The sequence below is a fragment of the Bradyrhizobium sp. 613_E4_N2_2 genome (genome assembly GCF_052075995.1).
GTDB classification, from domain to species: domain Bacteria; phylum Pseudomonadota; class Alphaproteobacteria; order Rhizobiales; family Xanthobacteraceae; genus Bradyrhizobium; species Bradyrhizobium barranii.
Map to the genome: position 1 here is coordinate 8,767,923 of NZ_CP197234.1, position 19,961 is coordinate 8,787,883.

At 65.0% G+C, this 19,961-nt stretch carries 14 protein-coding genes; 8 read left to right on the forward strand and 6 right to left on the reverse strand.

The window, feature by feature from the left end; all coding sequences use genetic code 11:
• Positions 1–13: 13 nt before the first annotated feature.
• Entirely contained in the window at positions 14–400 is a 387-nt protein-coding gene (locus AB7290_RS41715; RefSeq protein ID WP_441254463.1) for an MAPEG family protein, read from the forward strand.
• A gap of 150 nt (positions 401–550) precedes the next feature.
• On the opposite strand, the gene AB7290_RS41720 is transcribed toward AB7290_RS41715, so the two are convergent.
• From AB7290_RS41720 to AB7290_RS41730, 3 genes are all read right to left on the reverse strand, one after another.
• The gene (locus AB7290_RS41720) at positions 551–1,744 is read right to left on the reverse strand and encodes an ABC transporter substrate-binding protein (protein WP_063979973.1); all 1,194 of its coding nucleotides are present in this window, start codon (positions 1,742–1,744) and stop codon (positions 551–553) included.
• A 284-nt stretch (positions 1,745–2,028) separates the two neighbouring features.
• Positions 2,029–5,199 carry an efflux RND transporter permease subunit gene (locus AB7290_RS41725; RefSeq protein WP_085404000.1) on the reverse strand — a complete coding sequence of 1,057 codons (3,171 nt, stop codon included), beginning with the start codon at positions 5,197–5,199 and terminating at the stop codon, positions 2,029–2,031.
• Positions 5,196–6,407, reverse strand: coding sequence for an efflux RND transporter periplasmic adaptor subunit (locus AB7290_RS41730; protein WP_085404001.1), 1,212 nt, complete (start codon positions 6,405–6,407; stop codon positions 5,196–5,198). The genes AB7290_RS41725 and AB7290_RS41730 overlap by 4 nt, the downstream gene beginning before the upstream one ends.
• A 338-nt stretch (positions 6,408–6,745) precedes the next feature.
• Between AB7290_RS41730 and AB7290_RS41735 the strand changes: the two genes are divergently transcribed.
• The 7 genes from AB7290_RS41735 (at position 6,746) to AB7290_RS41765 (ending at position 15,294) form a co-directional block, all read left to right on the forward strand.
• A complete protein-coding gene (locus tag AB7290_RS41735; RefSeq protein WP_085404002.1) occupies positions 6,746–7,900 on the forward strand; it encodes an iron-containing alcohol dehydrogenase in 1,155 nt (384 codons plus the stop codon).
• An 18-nt stretch (positions 7,901–7,918) separates the two neighbouring features.
• A complete protein-coding gene (locus AB7290_RS41740) occupies positions 7,919–9,469 on the forward strand; it encodes an AMP-binding protein (RefSeq protein WP_071909070.1) in 1,551 nt (516 codons plus the stop codon).
• A 350-nt stretch (positions 9,470–9,819) separates the two neighbouring features.
• Positions 9,820–11,418, forward strand: a complete 1,599-nt coding sequence (locus AB7290_RS41745) for an ABC transporter substrate-binding protein (RefSeq protein ID WP_085404088.1) — start codon at positions 9,820–9,822, stop codon at positions 11,416–11,418.
• Positions 11,419–11,453: 35 nt separating this feature from the next.
• Entirely contained in the window at positions 11,454–12,401 is a 948-nt protein-coding gene (locus AB7290_RS41750) for an ABC transporter permease (RefSeq protein ID WP_071909068.1), read from the forward strand.
• A gap of 9 nt (positions 12,402–12,410) precedes the next feature.
• Positions 12,411–13,304 carry an ABC transporter permease gene (locus AB7290_RS41755; RefSeq protein WP_071909067.1) on the forward strand — a complete coding sequence of 298 codons (894 nt, stop codon included), beginning with the start codon at positions 12,411–12,413 and terminating at the stop codon, positions 13,302–13,304.
• The gene (locus AB7290_RS41760) at positions 13,304–14,311 is read left to right on the forward strand and encodes an ABC transporter ATP-binding protein (RefSeq protein ID WP_085404003.1); all 1,008 of its coding nucleotides are present in this window, start codon (positions 13,304–13,306) and stop codon (positions 14,309–14,311) included. The genes AB7290_RS41755 and AB7290_RS41760 overlap by 1 nt, the downstream gene beginning before the upstream one ends.
• Positions 14,308–15,294 carry an ABC transporter ATP-binding protein gene (locus AB7290_RS41765; RefSeq protein ID WP_085404089.1) on the forward strand — a complete coding sequence of 329 codons (987 nt, stop codon included), beginning with the start codon at positions 14,308–14,310 and terminating at the stop codon, positions 15,292–15,294. Before AB7290_RS41760 ends, AB7290_RS41765 begins: the two co-directional genes overlap by 4 nt.
• Here AB7290_RS41765 and AB7290_RS41770 read toward each other — a convergent pair.
• The 3 genes from AB7290_RS41770 to AB7290_RS41780 all read right to left on the reverse strand — a co-directional run bounded on the left by AB7290_RS41770 (position 15,266) and on the right by AB7290_RS41780 (position 19,934).
• Positions 15,266–16,078: a hypothetical protein gene (locus AB7290_RS41770; protein ID WP_085404090.1), complete on the reverse strand. Its 813-nt coding sequence runs from the start codon at positions 16,076–16,078 to the stop codon at positions 15,266–15,268. The genes AB7290_RS41765 and AB7290_RS41770 overlap by 29 nt on opposite strands.
• Before the next feature lie 266 nt (positions 16,079–16,344).
• Positions 16,345–18,321, reverse strand: a complete 1,977-nt coding sequence (locus AB7290_RS41775; protein ID WP_085404004.1) for an acetyl/propionyl/methylcrotonyl-CoA carboxylase subunit alpha — start codon at positions 18,319–18,321, stop codon at positions 16,345–16,347.
• Positions 18,318–19,934: an acyl-CoA carboxylase subunit beta gene (locus tag AB7290_RS41780; protein WP_085404005.1), complete on the reverse strand. Its 1,617-nt coding sequence runs from the start codon at positions 19,932–19,934 to the stop codon at positions 18,318–18,320. The genes AB7290_RS41775 and AB7290_RS41780 overlap by 4 nt, the downstream gene beginning before the upstream one ends.
• Positions 19,935–19,961 lie beyond the last annotated feature (27 nt).

The following is a 19,961-nucleotide window of genomic DNA, read 5'->3' on the forward strand; positions in this document are numbered from 1 at the left end:
AAAAGGATCTGCGATGTATCATCTCACCGCCCTCGTCACGCTGCTGGCGATCGCATTCTACATGTTCACCTGCATCAACGTCTCGCGCTCGCGCACCAAGACCGGTGTCAAGGTGCCGGCAATGTCAGGCCACCCGGATTTCGAGCGCGCCTTCCGCATCCAGGCGAACACGCTGGAATGGATGCCGGTCTTCCTGCCGGCGCTCTGGCTGTTCGCGATCTATATCGGCGACGCCATTGCAGCGGGAATCGGCGCGGTCTGGATCATCGGCCGCATCGTCTACTTCATCGGCTATTCGCAGGCGGCGGCAAAGCGCGGCCCGGGCTTTGCGATCCAGGGCATCGCAGCGATTGCGCTGTGGACGGGGGCATTGGGGGCGGTGGTGTTGCGGATGGTGTGAGGCGGGGCATCACGCGCGCTCGCCTTCCGGGCGCGGTGCAGCGTGTAACGCTGCACCGGAACCCAATCTGGTCTCGCCCTATGGAGAAATGTGGGTCCCGGCTCTGCGCAGCAGCGTTTCACGCTGCAGCGCGTCCGGGACACGAGAGCCTTACTTCGTCAGCGGGCAGCCGCTGTCCTTGGCGGCGAAGAACGCCTTGTCGCCTGGGACGGTTGCGAGCAGCTTGTAATAGTCCCACGGCTTCTTCGACTCCGACGGCTTCTTGACCTCGAACAGATACATGTCGTGGACCATGCGGCCGTTCTCGAGCACCTTGCCGCCCTGCGCAAAGTCGTCGTCGACCGGCAGCTCCTTCAGCTTCTTGGCGACCGCGTCGGGGTCCTTGGTGCCGGCGGCCTTGACCGCCTTGAGATAGCTCAGCGTCGCCGAATAGGTGCCGGCCTGGATCATGTTCGGCATCCGGCTGGTGCGCTTGAAGAAGCGTTCGCCGAAATGGCGGGTGCGGTCGTTGAGGTCCCAGTAATAGCCCTCGGTCAGCACCAGGCCTTGCGCGGCCTGCAGACCGAGACCATTCACCTCGGCGAGCGTCATCAGGAGGCCGGCGAGCTTCTGGCCGCCGGAGACGATGCCGAACTCGGCCGCCTGCTTGATCGAGTTGGTGGTGTCGAGGCCGGCATTGGCGAGGCCGACGATCTTCGCCTTCGAGCTCTGCGCCTGGAGCAGGAAGGAGGAGAAGTCCGACGAGTTGAGCGGCACGCGGACCGAGCCGGCCACCTTGCCGCCATTGGCGGTGACGATCTCGCTGGTGTCCTTCTCCAGCGCATAGCCGAAGGCATAGTCGGCAGTGAGGAAGAACCAGGTGTCGCCGCCCGCTTTGGTCAGCGCGCCGCCGGTGCCGACGCCGAGCGCACGGGTGTCATAGGCCCAGTGGAAGCCGTAGGGCTGGCAGGCATCGCCGGTGAGGCGCGAGGTCGCGGCGCCGACGACGATGTCGATCTTCTTCTTTTCCTTGGAGAGCTCGTGGATCGCGAGCGCGACCGAGGAGGTCGTCAGCTCCGTGATCATGTCCACGTTCTCGACATCGTACCAGCGCCGCGCGATCGACGTGGCGAGATCCGGCTTGTTCTGGTGATCGGCGGTGACCATCTCGATCTTCTGACCAAGCACTTCACCGCCGAAATCCTCGATCGCCATCTTGGCGGCTTCGACCGAGTATTTGCCGCCGTAGTCGGCATAGACGCCGGACTGATCGTTGAGAATGCCGATCTTGACGCCTTGCGCGAAGGCCGGCGCAGCCAGCAACAGAGCAGACGTTGCGACAGCGGCCAAAAGTGCTGATTTCATATGTTGGCTCCCAGCAGTTTTCTGTTTTGAAATCGCGCGGATACTAGTGAAGAACCCCGCGCCTGCCCATCCATTTCATGTTGATCGTTAGTATGGGCGCCAGCTACAAAATTGGTGTCGCCCCGGACAAGCGCAGCGCAGATCCGGGGCCCATAACCACAGGGAGGAGTTTGGCGCGAGCTAGTGGTTGCCAGCCTTCGCCAAACTCCTCCCTGTGGTTATGGGTCCCCGCCTTCGCGGGGACGACATCGAGGATTTGGATAAGCCGGCGGCCACCACCAATATTACGAAGCCACCACCTCCGGCTTCTTCCCCTCGTTCCGCCCTTCCGCCAGGTTCCGCACCACCACATAGAAGATCGGGGTGAACAGCAGGCCGAACAGGGTGACGCCGATCATGCCGAAGAACACGGCAACGCCGACCGCCTGCCGCATCTCCGAGCCGGAGCCGGACGATATCACCAGCGGCAGCACGCCGAGGATGAAGGCGAAGGAGGTCATCAGGATCGGCCGCAGGCGCAGGCGGCAGGCGTCGATCACGGCCTCCAGCCGTGGCTTGCCTTCTTTCTCGATGTCGCGTGCGAACTCGACGATCAGGATCGCGTTCTTTGCAGCTAACCCCACCAGAACGACGAATCCGATCTGGGTGAGGATGTTGACGTCCTGCCCCATGATGCGCACGCCGATCGTGGCGGCCAACAGGCACATCGGCACGATCAGGATCACCGCGAATGGAAGCGTCCAGCTGCCATATTGCGCGGCGAGCACGAGATAGACGAACAGCACGCAGATCGGGAACACGAGCAGGCCCGCATTGCCGCCGGTGACCTGCTGATAGGACAGATCGGTCCATTCGAAGGTGAAGCCGCTGGGCAAGATGTCGTCCGCGAGCTTCTTGATGGTGTTGAGCGCGGTGGTCGAGCTGGTGCCCGGCGCCGGCTCGCCTTGGAGCTCGGACGCAGCATAGAGATTGTAGCGTGCGACGCGGTCGGGGCCGGAGACGTCCTTGAACTCGACCACGCTGCCGAGCATCACCATGTCGCCGGAGGCGTTGCGCGTGCGCAGGCGCGAGAGGTCGCTGGGCTCTTTTCGGAACGGGAAGTCGGCCTGCGCGGTGACGTGATAGGTGCGGCCGAACAGGTTGAAGTCGTTGACGTAGGTCGATCCGAAGTAGGTCTGGATCGTGTCGTTGATGCTGGCGATGGGCACGCCGAGCTTCTGCGCCTTGGTGCGGTCGATGTCGACGAAGAGCTGCGGCGTGTTGGCCGAGAACGGGGAGAAAACCGTGGGGCCGAGCAGCAACGGCGATTTGCGCGCCGCGGCGACAAGCTCGTCGGTGGCCGCGGCGAGCAGCTCAGGTCCTCGGCCCTGGCGGTCCTGGACGCGGATGGTGAAGCCGCCGCCGGTGCCGATGCCGGGCACGGCCGGCGGCGGAATCACGATGATGAAGGCGCCCTGGATTGCGGCCAGGCGCTTGCGCAGTTCGACCGTGATGGCGTTCGCAGACAATCCCTTCTTCATCCGCGCCTCGGGCTCGTCGAACACCGGGAACAGCGCCGCAGCATTGCCCGCCTGCGTGCGGGTGGCGCCCGAGAAGCCGGCGAAGGCGGCGACGCGGACGATGCCGGGCGTGTCCAGCGAGATCCGCTCGATCTCGCGCACGACTTCGGTGGTGCGCGCCAGCGACGCCGCGCCCGGCAATTGCACGGAGATGATGACGTAGCCGCGATCCTGCGCGGGAATGAAGCCCTGCGGCGTGGTCGCGATCAGCCAGCCGGCGCTGCCGATCAGCACGACATAGATCAGGATCATCACCACCGAATGGCGGATCACGAAATTGGCAAGGCCGGCATAACCATGCGAGAGCCGATCGAACACGCGGTTGAAGACGCCGGTGAACGCATTCCAGCCACGCGCGAGGAGATTCCAGGCGGCAGGCGGTCGCTTCTCTGCGTGCGGCGTGAGGATCATCGAAGCCAGCGCCGGCGACAGCGTCAGCGAGCAGAAGCAGGAGATCGCGGTCGCCACCGCAATGGTGACGGCGAATTGCTGGAAGAACTGCCCGGAGATGCCGCCAATGAATGCGGTCGGCACGAACACGGCGCAGAGCACCAGCGCGATCGAGACCAGCGCGCCGCCGACCTCCTCCATGGTCTTCAGCGCCGCATCGCGCCGACTTAAGCCGTGCTCGAGATGGCGCTCCACATTCTCCACCACCACGATGGCGTCGTCGACCACGATGCCAACCGCAAGCACGAGGCCGAACAAGGTGAGGTTGTTGATGGAGAAGCCGAGCGCCGCCATCACCGCGAAGGTGCCGACCAGCGAGACAGGGATCGCGATGATCGGAATGATCGCGGGCCGCCATCCTTGCAGGAACACCAGCACCACGATGACCACGAGCAGCATGGCCTCGTAGATGGTCTTGATCAGCTCGTGGACCGATTGCGCGATGAACTCGGTCGGGTTGTAGCCGATATTGTAGTCGAGGCCCTTCGGGAAGCTTTGCTTGAGCGTCGTCATCGTGTCGGAGATGTTTTTCGCCGTCGCGAGCGCGTTCGATCCCGGCCGCTGCGTCACCAGCATGGCGACCGCCGATTTGCGCAGCAGGAAGCTGTTGGTGGAGTAGGCGAGAGCACCGAGCTCGATGCGGGCGACGTCGCGCAGCCGCACCGTGCGGCCGTCGGAGCCGGCCTTGATCAGGATGTCCTCGAACTGCTTCTGGTCCTTGAGGCGCCCGGTGAAAACGAGGTTTGGCTGGAAGGCCCGGTCGGCGATCGGCGGTTCGGCGATCTGGCCGCCCGCGATCTGGACGTTCTGGGCACGGATCGCGGCCAGCACCTCGGTCGAGGTCAGGCCGAGATTGGCGATACGATCAGGGTCGAGCCAGAGCCGCATCGAATAGTCGCGTGCGCCGAAGATCTGGATATCGCCGACGCCGTCGATCCGCAGCAACTGGTCACGGACCTGGAGCAGCGCGTAATTGGAGATGTAGAGCTGGTCGAACGTATCGTCCGGCGACAGCATGAACACGACCATCAGGATGTCGGGCGAGTTCTTGCGCGTGACGACGCCGTTGCGCTGCACTTCGTCCGGCAGCTGCGGCTGTGCGATCGCGACGCGGTTCTGCACCAGCACCTGCGCCTTGTCGAGATCGGTGCCGAGCTTGAAGGTGACGGTGATCGTCAATTGCCCGTTCGAGGTCGCCTGGCTGTAGAGATACAGCATGTCCTCGACGCCGTTGATCTGCTGCTCGATCGGAGCTGCGACCGTGTCGGACACGGTCTGCGCCGAGGCGCCCGGATATTGCGTGGTGACGACGACCGTCGGCGGCACCACTTGCGGATATTCGGAGACCGGCAGCGTCGTATAGGCGAGCGCGCCGACGATCAGCAGCACGATCGACAGCACCATCGCCAGGATGGGCTGGTTGATGGAGAGACGGCCAAGGTTCATGACTTGTCACCGGACTTGGCCGGCGCTGGCGCGGGAGACGGAGCGACCTTGGCGCCGACGCGGGCGCGCTGGATGCCGTTGACGATGACGCGGTCCTCCGCCTTCAGCCCCTCGCGGATCACGCGCAGGCCCTCATCGAGCGGACCGAGCACCACGGGGCGCGCCTCGACGGTGTCGTCCGGCTTCACGACGAACACGATCTTGCGGGACTGGTCGGTCGCGACCGCGACGTCGGGAATCAGCAGCGCGTCATAGGGCGCGCTGCCGATCAGCCGGACGCGGCCGAACTGGCCCGGCAGGATCGAGAGATCGGTGTTCTTGATCACGGCGCGGCTGCGCAGCGTGCCAGTGGAAACATCGAGGCGGTTGTCGAGGAAGTTGATGGTGCCCTCATGCGACGGCTTGGTCTCGCCGGCGAGCGTCACCTGCACCGGGTTCGCGGTGTCGCGCGAGCTCGGGCGGCGGCCTTCGAACCACAGCTTGCTGTATTTGATGAAGGTTGCTTCATCCATGTCGAAATAGACGTAGATCGGGTCGAGCGCGACGATCGAGGTGAGCAGCGTCGAGGTGCCGGTATCGCTGCCTTGCACGAGATTGCCGGGGCTGACGAGATGGCGGCTGACGCGGCCGGTGAGCGGCGCGGTCACATGGGTGAACTCGATATTGAGCCGGGCGGCCTTCAGCGCACCTGCGGCCTGCGTCTCCGCGGCATGCGCCGCCTGCAGGGCCTGGCGGCGCTGGTCGACGGCCTGCTCGGAGACCGCGCTGGTCTGGACCAGGTTCAGACCACGGTCGAGCTCGCGCTTGGCAAGCTCCACCTTGGCACGCGCGTCGGACAACTGGCCGTCCGCCTGCTCGGCCACCGCCTCGAACGGGCGCGGGTCGATGACGTAGAGCAGGTCGCCCTGATGCACGATCGCGCCGTCCTGGAACTCGACGGAGTTGACGAAGCCGCCGACACGGGGGCGCACCTGCACCTCCTCGACCGCCTCGAAGCGGCCGGTGAACTCGTCCCAATCGGTGACGGTGCGCTTGACGGGCTGGGCGACGGTCACCGGCGGCGGCGGTGGGGCGGCGGCCTGCGAGGCCGGTTGTCCGCAACCAGTGAGAGCGAACGTCGCGGCGAGGAGCCCGGCAATTGCGCAAAGTCGAGGTAGGACGAAATCGTGCGTTTTGACAAAATGCTCGTTTCGGTCCGGTCCGCTCATCCCAAGTCCCTCGCACATTTGCCGCAGCAAAAGCAGCGTACTCGCCTACCCGCGGGCGACACAAGATGGGTTTCAATGATGAAATCTTCAAGACGAAAGCGCGCGCAACGCTTGGGAGGATGCCCTAGCCGGATGACGGGTTGACAGCGAGAGAGATGATGACAAGCGGCAGCTGATGCGCGTCGGCGGAAGGTCAGCAATCAAGACGCGGCGCTCGCCACCCTCCCCTGGAGGCGGAGGGTAAGAAAGTCGCCAGCGTCTTCGCACATGACGGACACCGTCCGCTCGGCTAGATTACTCCCAGAAAAACAAAGCCGAATTGTCCTGGGAGGACAGGCGTGCACCAGGGACGTGTCGTTTACGGCGCGATCGAGGAGGTCGTGTTCGGCCATCCCGCGGCCGAGGCCGTCGTTGCGCAGATGGACCGGCTGGGGACGCGCCGCGCCTTCCTGATGGTCTCCGGCACGCTGAACCGTCAGACCGACGAAATCGCGAAGATCAAACAGGCGCTCGGCGCGCGCTGCGCCGGCCTGTTCGACGCCATGCCGGCGCATACGCCGCGCGAGGCGGTGATCGCGGCGACCAATGCGGCGCGCGCAGTGAACGCCGACCTGATCGTCACCGTGGGCGGCGGCTCGATCACCGACGGCGCCAAGGCGGTGCAGCTCTGCCTTGCCAACGGCATCGACGACGTCGAGGGCATCGAGCGCATCCGCGTCCACAAGGGCGTCGCGCCCGAGATGACCGCCCCTAACGTGCGGCAGATCAGCGTGCCGACCACGATCGCCGGCGGCGAGTTCAGCGCGATCGCGGGCGTCACCGACCGCGCCACGCATGTGAAGCAGATGCTGCGGCATCCGCTCACGGTGCCGCGTGCGACCATTCTCGATCCCGCCATCACCGTGCGCACGCCGGAATGGCTGTTTCTCTCCACCGGCATCCGCGCCGTCGACCATTGCGTCGAGGCGATCTGCTCGCGCGAGACGCATCCTTATGCCGACGCGCAGTCGGTGAAGGGGCTGGCCATGCTCGCCGACGCGCTGCCGCGGGTGAAGGCCGACCCTGCCGACCTCGACGCCCGCATGGATGCGCAGATCGGCACCTGGCTGTCGATGGGCGCGCTCGCCGCCGGCGTGCCGATGGGTGCGAGCCACGGCATCGGCTATGTGCTGGGTGCGGCCTTCGACGTGCCGCACGGCTACACCTCCTGCATCATGCTGCCCGCGGTGATGCGCTGGAATGCGCGCGACAACGCCGAGCGCCAGATGATCGTCGCCGCCGCGATGGGTTTTCCCGGCCACAACGCCGGCGACGTGCTCGATGCCTTCATCCGCTCACTCGGCATGCCGCGCAGCCTCGCCGACGTCCGCGTCTCGCCTGAGCATTTCGACGCCATCGCCGAACAGGCGATGCGCACGAACTGGATCCCGCGCAACCCGCGCAAGATCGACGGCCCCGCCGACATTCGCGAAATCCTGCTTCTCGCCGCATAATTTCAAGCCGGAGGACTGATGTATCCAGGTCAGCATGCTCGTCTACGCCCGCTCCAGCCCGCATTCATCATGGCTGCAACCGGCGAGGCCGTCACCTATCGCGAGCTCGATGCGCGCAGCAACCGCCTGGCGCATCTGTTCCGCGAGCACGGCTTGAAGCGGCTCGACCATTATTCGATCTTCATGGAGAACAATTCGCGCTATCTCGAAGCATGCGGCGCGGGCGAGCGCTCCGGGCTGTACTACACCTGCATCAACTCGTTCCTGACGCCGGGCGAGCTCGCCTATCTCCTCGTCAACAGCCAGTCGAAAATCCTGATCACGTCCGTTGCGAAACTCGACATCGCCCGCGAGGCGATCAAGGCCTGTCCGGACATCAAGCTCTGCATCGTCGCCGACGGCCCCGGCGAGAGCGACCGCATCGTCGGCCTCGCCGAGGTGACCGCCGACCTGCCCGAGGCTCCGATCGCCGATGAATGGCTCGGCACCGCCATGCTCTATTCATCCGGCACGACCGGACGGCCGAAAGGCATCCTGCGCCCGCTGCCGGAGGAGCCGCCGAAGCACAATCTGCCGCTGTTCGATTTCCTGACAAAGCTTTGGCGCTACCGCGAGGGCATGGTCTATCTCTCGCCTGCCCCCCTCTATCACTCCGCGCCGCAAGCCGCGGTGAACCTCACGATCCGCATGGGCGGCACCGTGATCATCAAGGAGACGTTCGATCCCGAACGTTATCTCCAGCTCGTCCAGCAATGGGGCATCACCCACACCCAGCTGGTGCCGACGATGTTCTCGCGCATGCTGAAGCTGCCGGAGGAGGTGCGCGACCGCTACGACCTGTCGTCGCTGGAGATTGCGATCCACGCCGCAGCGCCCTGCCCGGCATTGGTCAAGGACGACATCATCAAATGGTGGGGGCCGATCATCCACGAATATTACGGCGCGACCGAAGGCCTCGGCTTCACCGCCTGCAACAGCGAGGAATGGCTTAGCCACCGCGGCACCGTCGGCAAGGTGCTGCTCGGCGACCTCCACATTCTCGACGAGAACATGAGGGCGTGCCCGACCGGCACGCCGGGCCAGGTCTGGTTCAAGACGGCATCGTCGTTCGAATATTTCAACGACCCCGAGAAGACCAGGGAGGCGCGCTCGGCCGACGGCAGCATGAGCACGGTCGGCGACGTCGGCTATGTCGACGAGGATCGTTTCCTCTATTTGACCGACCGCGCGACCTTCATGATCATCTCCGGCGGGGTGAACATCTATCCGCAGGAATGCGAGAACCTGCTCATCACCCATCCGAAGGTCGCCGATGCCGCGGTGTTCGGCGTGCCCAATCCCGATCTCGGCGAAGAGGTGAAGGCGGTGGTGCAGCCGATGCCCGGCATCGTGCCGGGCGAGGCGCTCGCCGAAGAACTGATCGCCTTCTGCGGCCAATCGCTGTCGCGGCAGAAGGTGCCGCGCTCGGTCGATTTCGAGAAGGAACTGCCGCGGCTGCCGACGGGCAAACTGTACAAGCGGCTGCTGCGGGACCGCTATTGGGGGAACAAGACGTCACGGATCGTGTGAGCCCCACTGTCGTCCCGGGGCGCGACGAAGTCGCGAACCCGGGACCCATAACCACCGGCGGGAGTCAACTCCGAGTCTTCATCAAACGACTTCCTGTGGTTATGGATCCCGGATCTGCGCTTCGCTTATCCGGGACGACGCCGCAGTTTGTTGAGACAGCTGCGCGCACAGGAACCATCCCTTCGCACCTGCACTCTCACATGAAGAGAGTGTGAACGCCTGCGGCCTTCCGTCATCCGAATTGTCGAGGCGGCGAGCGGCCTTGCCGGTTGCCTCGCTGCACGCGCGTCGCTATCGTCTGACAAACAGGCCGCAAAGGCCCAAAAGACTAATGTCCAGGGAGGATGAGCATGCGGAGCGTGTGGGCGCTCGCCGCAGTGGCGGCGCTATCTGTGCTGACGACCTCGACCACCGCGCTCGCCGGCGGGCCCAAACAGGGCGGAGTCCTGCGGATGTACCACCGCGACAGCCCCGGCAATGCCTCGATCCATGAAGGCGCGACCTATTCGCTCAATGTTCCCTTCATGCCTGTGTTCAACAACCTCGTCATCTACAAGCAGGACGAGGCGCAGAACAGGATGGACAACATCATTCCGGAACTCGCCGAGAGCTGGGCCTGGGTCAACGACAACAAGACGCTGACCTTCAAGCTGCGCCCGGGCGTGAAATGGCACGACGGCAAGCCGTTCACCTCCGCGGACGTCAAATGCACCTTCGACATGCTGATGGGCAAGTCGCAGCAGAAGTTCCGGCAGAATCCGCGCAAGACCTGGTACGAGCAGGTCAACGACGTCTCCACCAACGGCGACCTCGAGGTTTCCTTCAACTTGAAGCGGCCGCAGCCGTCGCTGCTGGCCCTGCTCGCCTCGGGCTACACGCCGGTCTATCCCTGTCACGTCTCGCCCGGCGACATGCGCACGCACCCGATCGGCACCGGCCCGTTCAAATTCGTCGAGTTCAAGGCCAATGAATCGATCAAGCTGACCCGCAATCCCGACTATTGGCGCGAGGGGCGGCCCTATCTCGACGGCATCGAGTTCACCATCATCCCGAACCGTTCGACCGCGATCCTCGCCTTCGTCGCCGGCAAGTTCGACATGGCGTTCCCGACCGAAGTGAGCATTCCGCTGCTGAAGGACGTCAAATCGCAGGCGCCGAAAGCGGTCTGCGTGGTCGAGCCCAACAATGTCGCCACCAACATCATCGTCAATTCCTCCGCGCCGCCGTTCGACAATATCGACATCCGCCGCGCCATGGCGCTGTCGCTCGACCGCAAGGCCTTCATCTCGATCATGTTCGAGGGCCAGGGCGATGTCGGCGGCACCATGCTGCCGCCGCCGAACGGACTGTGGGGCATGCCGAAGGAGATGCTCGAGAGCATTCCCGGCTACGGCCCCGATGTGAACGCCAACCGCGAGGAAGCCAGGAAGCTGATGCAGAAGGCCGGCTACGGGCCGGACAAGCATCTCGCCGTCAAGGTCTCGACCCGCAACATCCCGGTCTATCGCGATCCCGCGGTGATCCTGATCGACCAGCTCAAGAGCATCTATATCGACGGCGAGCTCGACGTGGTCGAGACCGCGAACTGGTTCCCGAAGATCGCACGCAAGGACTACATGCTCGGGCTCAATTTGACCGGCAACGCCGTCGACGATCCCGACCAGTCGTTCTACGAGAACTATTCCTGCGGCTCCGAGCGCAACTACACCAATTACTGCAACAAGGAGATCGAGAAGCTGTTCGACGTGCAGTCGCAGGAGACCGACGTCAACAAGCGCAAGAAGCTGGTGTGGGACATCGACAAGAAGCTGCAGGAGGACGTCGCCCGCCCGATCATCTTCCACGCGCGCACCGGCTCCTGCTGGCAGCCCTATGTCAAGGGCGTAACGGTGATGTCGAACAGCTCCTATAATGGGTATCGCTACGAGGACGTCTGGATGGACAAGTAGCGCAGGCGGCTGGCGGTTTCGACAGGAGGCGATGCATGTTTGCCTATCTGGTGCGGCGCCTGTTCCTGATGCTCGTGACCCTGTTCGGGATCTCGGTCGTCATCTTCTTCCTGCTGCGCGTCGTGCCCGGCAACATCGTCGACATCCTGTTTGCCGCGGCCGGCTACGTCGATCCCGCCGACAGGGCCAATCTGGAGAAGGAGCTCGGCATCGACCAGCCGCTGGTCGTGCAGTACTGGCACTGGATCAGCGGCTTTCTGCGCGGCGATTTCGGCTACTCCTATGTCTCGGAGAAGCCTGCGCTTCAGGAGATCCTGCCGCGGATCCCGATCACCGCGCGGCTCGCCGGGCTGGCGCTGTTGTTCTCGGCCTCGATCGGCATTCCGCTCGGTGTCATCAGCGCGGTGAAGCAGGGGACGCGGCTCGATTACGCGTTGCGCGTCGTCAGCCTCAGCGGCTTGTCGCTGCCCTCGTTCTGGCTCGGCCTGCTGATCCTCACGGCGTCGGTGGCGATGTTCAACCAGATGCCGATCTTCAATCCCAATCCGCAGACCTGGCTCGAGGCGTTCGCGACCTACGCCGTGCCGGCGGCCGCCGTCGGCTTCCGCAGCGCCGCGCTGACCATGCGCATCACGCGATCCTCGATGCTGGAGGTGCTGCGGCAGGACTATATCCGCACCGCGCGCGCCAAGGGCGCCTCCGACGCCGCCGTCAACTATAAGCATGCGCTGAAGAACGCGATCCTGCCCGTCATCACCGTGATCGGCATCGAGGCAGCGTTCCTGATCGGCGGCCTGATCGTGACCGAGACCGTGTTCAACATCCCCGGCGTCGCGCGCTTCCTGGTCGAAGCGATCCGCTGGCGCGACTACCCGATCGTGCAGAACCTCGTGATGCTGATTGCGGTCGTGGTGGTCAGCGCGAACTTCATCGTCGACATGCTCTACGCGGTGTTCGATCCGCGTATCCGGTATACGGATTAGGAGATCAGCTTGGCCGCGATTGACTATGATCTCGAACTGAGGCGGGCCGGCGCGTATGCGACCGGTGGCTGGCGGCGCGTGCTGTATTTGGCGCAGCGGCATGTGCTGGGCGCGGCCGGGCTGATCATCATGACGCTGTTCGTGCTCACGGCGATCTTTGCCGATTTCATCGCGCGCTACGATCCCCTGACCATCGACGCCGCCCGTGCGCTGGCGCGCCCGAGCCTGGCGCACTGGATGGGCACGGATTCCTTCGGCCGTGACGTGTTCAGCCGCATCATCCACGGTGCACGAATCTCACTCGCCGTCGGTATCGGCTCGACGGCACTTGGCGGCACGATCGGCGTCATCGTCGGGCTGACCTCCGGCTATCTCTCCGGCTGGGTCGATCTGGTGTTCCAGCGTGTCTCCGACATTCTTCAAGCGCTTCCGCTGCTGGTCCTGGCGTTGATCATGACCGCCGCACTCGGTCCGTCCCTGCCGAACGTCATCATCGCCATCGCCATTCCGCTGATCCCGACCGTGTCGCGCGTCATTCGCGCCAACACGCTGGCGCTGCGCGAGCTGCCCTTTATCGAAGCCGCCAAGTCGATCGGCATGAGCGAGGTGCGGATCGCGCTGCGCCACGTGCTGCCGAACACGCTGGCGCCGCTGATCGTGCTCGCGACCGCGCAGCTCGGCTCGACCATCCTCACCGAAGCCTCGCTCTCCTTCCTCGGCCTCGGCATTCCCGAGCCCTATCCGTCATGGGGTCGGATGCTCTCGGAATCCGCCGCCGAATATGTCCGCACCGCACCGTGGCTGGTGATCTTCCCCGGCATCGCGATCAGCCTCGCCGTGTTCGGCGCCAATCTGTTCGGCGACGCCCTGCGCGACATCCTCGATCCCCGGCAGCGCGGCTGATGGCAGAAAAATCCGATCTCGTGCTCGATGTGAAGAACCTGAAGACGGTGTTCTTCACCAATTCCGGCCTGTTCAAAGCCGTCGACGACGTCTCGTTCACCGTGAAACGTGGCGAGACGCTCGCGATCGTCGGCGAATCCGGCTGCGGCAAGAGCGTCACCGCGCTGTCGCTGATGCGGCTGGTGCCCGATCCGCCCGGCCGCATCGTCGGCGGGTCGGTCTCGCTCGAAGGCACCGAGCTGCTGGCGCTGGATGAATCCGAGATGCGCGCCGTCAGGGGCAATCGCATCTCCATGATCTTCCAGGAGCCGATGACCTCGCTCAATCCGGTGATGCGGATCGGTGACCAGATCGTCGAGGCGGTGCGGCTGCACCGGGCGATGCCGGCCAGAGAAGCGCGCGACATCGCGGTCGAGATGCTGCGGCTGGTCCGCATTCCCGAACCGGCGCGGCGCGCGCGGGAGTATCCGCATCAGCTTTCCGGCGGCATGCGCCAGCGCGCGATGATCGCGATGGCGCTGGCCTGCCGTCCGGCGCTGCTGATCGCGGACGAGCCGACCACCGCGCTCGACGTCACCATCCAGGCACAGATCCTGGCGCTGATCCTCGACCTTCAGAAGGAGCTCGGCACCGGCCTCGTGCTGATCACGCATGATCTCGGCGTCGTCGCGCAGACCGCGCAGCGGGTGATCGTGATGTATGCGGGGAAGAAGGTGGAGGAGGCAACGGTGGAAGCGCTGTTCGCCGATCCCAAGCACCCCTACACCCGCGGGCTGATGGCCTCGATCCCGGCCGTGCCGGCGTCAGGTGTTCCGGCGCAGGCGCGGCTCAACGAAATTCCCGGCACCGTGCCGTCGCTGGTGCGGCTGCCGAAAGGCTGCGCCTTCGCGCCGCGCTGCAAGCTCGCGATCAAGCGTTGCGAGGCCGAATATCCGCCGCTGGAGGACTGGGGCGGCGGCCATCTCGCGGCGTGCTGGCGCGCGGCCGAAGTGGCGGAGGTGGCATGACCGAAGCGCTGCTCGAAGTCACCGATCTCAAGAAGCACTACGCGGTGCGCGCCGGCGTGTTGCGGCGGCAGGTCGGCACCGTGCATGCGGTCGACGGCGTCTCGTTCTCGGTTCATACCGGCGAGACGCTCGGCCTGGTCGGTGAATCCGGCTGCGGCAAGTCGACGGTGGCGCGCAGCGTGCTGCGGCTGGTCGAGCCGACCTCGGGTCAGATCCGCCTTGATGGAGAGGACATCACCCGTCTCTCCAAGACCGCGCTGCGGCCGCATCGCCGCTCAATGCAGATCGTGTTTCAAGATCCCTTTGCTTCGCTCAATCCGCGCATGACCGCCGGCGACATCGTCGGCGAGCCGCTCGCCGTGCATGGGCTCGCAAGCGGCAAGGAGCTGGAAGCGCGTACCGCAAGACTGTTCGAGCAGGTGGGCCTGCGGCCTGATCAGATGCGCAACTTCCCGCATCAATTCTCCGGCGGCCAGCGCCAGCGCATCTGCATCGCACGCGCGCTGGCACTGGGGCCGCGCCTGATCGTCTGCGACGAACCGGTCTCCGCGCTCGACGTCTCGATCCAGGCGCAGGTGATCAATCTCCTGATCGACCTGCAGAAGCAGCACGGCTTCTCCTATCTCTTCATCGCGCATGACCTCGCCGTGGTCGCCCATATCAGCCATCGCGTCGCCGTGATGTATCTCGGCCGCATCGTCGAGATCGCCGACAAGGACGAGCTGTTCCGCAATCCCCGCCATCCCTATACGCAAGCCCTGCTCGCGTCAGTGCCGGTTGCGAACCCGTTTGCCAAGAAGCTCGCGCCGCTGGTCGACGGCGACGTGCCGAGCCCGGTCAATCCGCCGCCGGGCTGCGCGTTTCACACCCGCTGCCGGTTTGCGATCGGGCGGTGCAGGACGGAGCGGCCGGCGCTGGTGGACGCGGGCGGCGGACATCAGGTGGCGTGTCTGCTCAACGAGGGGACCGGACGGAGCCAGTAGGCCGCAAAGCCCGGATCACCGGCCAGGCCGCCAGCGCGGCGGCCAGATGCTTGAGCGTGTGGCCCGAGACAATGTGGCCTGTCGCTTCAAATATGGTCACGTCACCCAGCTCGAAAAGCTTGGCCAGCGCGTAAAAGAAGATCACGCCGCCCAGAGACACGCCAAGCGCACCGGGCCGGGGCCGTGTCAACGCCAGTCCCACGGCCAACGCCATGCCGCCGAACTGCACGACCACCCATGGCGTGAGATTCTCGCGTGCCACCCAGGCCGCGAGCAGGCCCGCAACCGTCACCAGCACCACCACCGCCTGACCGGCACGCACGCTGATGCGCTCGCTGGCCGCGATGCCCAGAAAGCCCGCGAACGCCACCGCCATACCGAGACGATCGGCCACCAGCCGCTGCGGCGCGTCGGGATCCAGATGATAGATGCACGATCCTAGGCAAGTGAGGATCAGACCCACGAAGAGGCAACCTGCACCCGCGGGCGCATCAGGGTGGGCACGCAGGCGCAGCAAGCCCCAAGCGCCCATCGCCAGGAAGGCAAGATTGCTCAGCACGTCGCCGGCGTTGGGCACGCCCAGCCAGGTGCGGGTGTCGACGAAATGCGGGATGTGCCAGGCGGAGGCGGGCATCGCGGGTGCGAGGAGCGCCACGAGCGTCAGGACGAAGAGTGCGCCGATCAGATATTTTTCGCGAACTTGCGGCGGGGCGAACGAGAACCGGCGGGACACTGACGGCAGCAGGGCATCGGTCTCTCGGGCGTGGTGATTTGCGCGCAACATGCAGGCCTCCACATGATTTGACATCGCTCAATATTAGTAGCCCTAAATTGAACAATGTTCAATAAAAATCTTGAGCGAGATCAAACAGGCAATATCATATTGGAATTATTTGGATTTATTGGGACGCCCGCGTGCAGCCACGGCGGCGAGTCGCGTTTGAGACGGCATCTCTCCCCATCGTCATTGCGAGCGCAGCGAAGCAATCCAGAGTGCTTCTGCGGATGCAGACTGGATTGCTTCGCTTCGCTCGCAATGACGGAGAGAGGCTACCCCGCCGCAATCTCCGCGACGATCCTGCCCGTCGTGACCTGCTCGCCTTCGGCGACGTCGATCGCGGCGACCACGCCGTCGATGCCGGCCTTGTGGACGTGCTCCATCTTCATTGCTTCCAGGGTCATCACCGCTTGACCGGCGGTGACGCGGTCGCCGGGCTTGACCAGCACGGCGACGACGCGGCCGTTCATGGCGGCGCGGACTTTGCCATCGCCGCCGTTGGTTGCGGCCGCCTTCGGTGCGGCGAGGGTGAGGTCGGTGACCGCAAGCGGGATGCCGCGATGCTGGAGGTAGAGCCGGTCGCCGTCGCGCAGGAATTTTGCGCTGTCCATCACGCCGTCGTGGCGGAAGCGGATGGCGTCGGGATCGAGCTGGTCGATCTCGAACTTGTCCTGACGGCCGTCGGCGGCGACGATGTAGCCGCCACTGCGCTCACGCGTGACTTCGAGCTCGTGGGTGTGGCTGGCGATCTCGACTTTCGCCGTTAACGGAAATGTTGCCGCCAGGCTCCGGCCACCTTGCCATGACGGCGCGCGCGGATTGGTGACATAGAGCAGCAGGCCCGCCAGCGCCGTATCGAATGCAGCATTCGCCGGCGGCGCCAACAGTTCGGCGCGATGTGCGCCGATGAAGGCTGTCGTCGCCTCGCCCCTGGCAAATCCGGGATGGCGCAGGCAGGACATCAGAAATGCTTGGTTGGTGGTCACGCCAAACGCAGTGAGTTGCTCCAGGCCGACGATCAGCCGCCCCCTCGCCTCCTCGCGTGTCGCGCCATGGCTGATCACCTTTGCGATCATGGAATCGTAGAACGGCGGGATCTCCGCGCCCGATTGCAGCGCGTGCTCGACGCGGATGCTGTCAGGCACCTGCCAGCGCGCCATGCGGCCGGACTGCGGCATGAAATCCTGCGCGGCATCTTCCGAGCACAGCCGCACCTCGATGGCATGGCCCGAGAATCGGATGTCCTGCTGCTTCACCGGCAGAGGCTCGCCACGCGCGACACGCAGCTGCAGCTCGACGAGATCGAGCCCGGTGATCGCCTCGGTGACGGGATGCTCGACCTGGAGGCGCGTGTTCATCTCCATGAAGTAGAATTCGCCGCTGGCGTCGAGCAGGAACTCCAGCGTGCCGGCGCCCTCGTAACGCAATGCCCTCACCGCGGCGACAGCGACCTCGCCCATTTTCGCGCGCAGCTCCGGCGTGACCGCCGGCGATGGTGCCTCCTCGATCAGCTTTTGATGTCGCCGCTGCACCGAGCAGTCGCGCTCGCCGAGATGGATGGCGTTGCCGTGGCTGTCGCCGAACACCTGGATCTCGATGTGTCGGGGATTCTGGATGGCACGTTCGAGGATGACCGTGGGATCTCCGAACGCGGCCTTCGCCTCCGACCGCGCACTGCGCAGCGCATCGGGGAAGGATGCGGCATCGGTAACGAGCCGCATGCCGCGTCCGCCGCCGCCCGCAACCGCCTTGATCATCACGGGGAAGCCAATCTTCCTGGCTTCCGCGAGCATGACCTCGTCGGTTTGGTCGGCGCCCTGATAGCCGGGCACGCAGGGCACGCCGGCCTTCTTCATGATCTCCTTGGCGCCGGCCTTGTTACCCATGGCCTCGATCGCCTGCGGCGAGGGACCGATGAAGACGAGGCCCGCATCCTTGCACGCTTGTGCAAACTCCTCGTTCTCGGCGAGGAAGCCATAGCCGGGATGCACGGCATCCGCGCCGCTCGCCTTGGCCGCGGCGATGATCGCGGGAATGTTGAGATAGGATTGCGCCGGCAGGGCTTCGCCGATGCGCACGGCCTGGTCGGCCTGCCGTACATGGAGCGCATCGCGATCGGCATCCGAATAGACCGCAACGACGCCGAGGCCGAGCTGCCGCGCACTGCGCATCACGCGCAGCGCGATCTCGCCGCGATTGGCAACCAAAACCCTGAAGAACGGCCGGTGCTGCACTGATCCGTTCCTCATGGGCGGGCCACCGAGAATTGCATGCGCTGAGGGGTGCGCGCATCGCCCTCGCGGCAGATCGCGAGCACCTCGGACAGCACCGCACGGGTGTCGCGCGGATCGATCACGCCGTCGTCGAGCACGCGCGCGCTGGTCGAGAACACGTCCATCTGGCCGTCGAACACGCCGATGATCTGCGCCTTCATCGCGTCGAGCTTTTCTTTCTCGACCGGCTTGCCGCGCCGTGCTGCGGCGGCCTCGGTCACGATCGCCATGGTCTCGGCGGCCTGCTCGCCGCCCATCACTGCTGTCTTGGCGTTTGGCCAGGAGAAGCAGAAGCGCGGATGGAAGCCGCGGCCACACATGCCGTAATTGCCGGCGCCGAACGAGGCGCCGCAGTAGATGGTGATCTGCGGCACCGTCGCCGAGGTCACCGCCTGGATCATCTTGGAGCCGTGCTTGATCATGCCGGCTTCTTCATAGGCCTTGCCCACCATGTAGCCGGTGGTGTTGTTGAGATAGAGGATCGGCGTGCGGGTCTGGCAGCAGGCCTGGATGAAATGCGTCGCCTTGTTGGCGCCGGCGGGATCGAGCGGGCCGTTGTTGGTGATGATGCCGATCGCCTGGCCTTCGATGCGGGCGTGACCGCAGACGGTGGCGGGGCCGTAATTGGGCGCCATCTCGGTGAAGTCGGAATCGTCGACGATACGCGCGATCACCTGCTTCATGTCGACGGTGCGCTTGTGGTCCATCGGCATGATACCGAGCAGCTCGTCCTGGTCGTAGCGCGGCGGTTTGAACTGTGAAACCGCTCGGCCCGGCCGCTCCCATTCCAGCGCCGCCATGATCTCGCGCGCGATGCGCAGCGCATCGCGGTCGTCCTCCGCGAGATAATCGCCGAGGCCGGAGACCTGCGTGTGCATCTCGGCACCGCCAAGCTCTTCCTCGGTCGCGATCTCGCCTGTCGCGGCCTTCAGCAGCGGCGGCCCGGCAAGGAAGGCGCGGGTGCGGCCGCGGACCATGACGATGTAATCGGACAGGCCGGTCTGGTAGGCGCCGCCCGCGGTGGACGAGCCGTGCGTGACGGTGACGACCGGCAGCCCCGCCGCCGAGAGCCGCGCGAGATTGCGAAAGATGTTGCCGCCACGGACAAAGTCCTCGACGCGGTAGCGCAGCAGATTGGCCCCGGCGCTTTCGACGAGCTGGACGTAGGGCAGCTTGTTCTCCAGCGCGAGCTCCTGCACCCGCAGCGTCTTGTCGAGGCCGTAAGGCTGGAGCGCACCGGCATCGATGCCGGCGTCATTGGCGCTGACCATGCAGCGGACGCCGGAGACGAAGCCGATGCCGGCGATGACGCCGCCGCCGGGCACGCTCTTGTTCGCATCTGATACGTCGAACATGTAACCGGCGAGCGTCGACAGCTCGATGAAGGGCGCGCCGGGATCGAGCACCAGCGCGACGCGTTCGCGCGGCAGCAGCTGGCCGCGCTTGTGGAAGCGATCCTTTGCCGCCGCCGACGCCTCACGCGTGCGCTCTTCCAGCGCGCGCATGCGGTCGATCAGCGCGAGCATGCCGTCGCGATTGGCGTGGTAGCTGGCGCTGCCGGGAGAAATAGTGTTGTCGAGAATGGACATAACTCTATCCTGCTCGTCACTGCGAGG

Excerpts from the sequence above, each read along its gene's own strand:
- AB7290_RS41715 (WP_441254463.1), top strand. The coding sequence starts at position 14 with ATGTATCATCTCACCGCCCTCGTCACGCTGCTGGCGATCGCATTCTAC.
- AB7290_RS41760 (WP_085404003.1), top strand. The coding sequence starts at position 13,304 with ATGGCAGAAAAATCCGATCTCGTGCTCGATGTGAAGAACCTGAAGACG.
- AB7290_RS41780 (WP_085404005.1), bottom strand. The coding sequence starts at position 19,934 with ATGTCCATTCTCGACAACACTATTTCTCCCGGCAGCGCCAGCTACCAC.
- AB7290_RS41770 (WP_085404090.1), bottom strand. The coding sequence starts at position 16,078 with ATGTTGCGCGCAAATCACCACGCCCGAGAGACCGATGCCCTGCTGCCG.
- AB7290_RS41765 (WP_085404089.1), top strand. The coding sequence starts at position 14,308 with ATGACCGAAGCGCTGCTCGAAGTCACCGATCTCAAGAAGCACTACGCG.
- AB7290_RS41725 (WP_085404000.1), bottom strand. The coding sequence starts at position 5,199 with ATGAACCTTGGCCGTCTCTCCATCAACCAGCCCATCCTGGCGATGGTG.
- AB7290_RS41775 (WP_085404004.1), bottom strand. The coding sequence starts at position 18,321 with ATGAGGAACGGATCAGTGCAGCACCGGCCGTTCTTCAGGGTTTTGGTT.
- AB7290_RS41750 (WP_071909068.1), top strand. The coding sequence starts at position 11,454 with ATGTTTGCCTATCTGGTGCGGCGCCTGTTCCTGATGCTCGTGACCCTG.
- AB7290_RS41720 (WP_063979973.1), bottom strand. The coding sequence starts at position 1,744 with ATGAAATCAGCACTTTTGGCCGCTGTCGCAACGTCTGCTCTGTTGCTG.
- AB7290_RS41730 (WP_085404001.1), bottom strand. The coding sequence starts at position 6,407 with ATGAGCGGACCGGACCGAAACGAGCATTTTGTCAAAACGCACGATTTC.
- AB7290_RS41745 (WP_085404088.1), top strand. The coding sequence starts at position 9,820 with ATGCGGAGCGTGTGGGCGCTCGCCGCAGTGGCGGCGCTATCTGTGCTG.
- AB7290_RS41740 (WP_071909070.1), top strand. The coding sequence starts at position 7,919 with ATGTATCCAGGTCAGCATGCTCGTCTACGCCCGCTCCAGCCCGCATTC.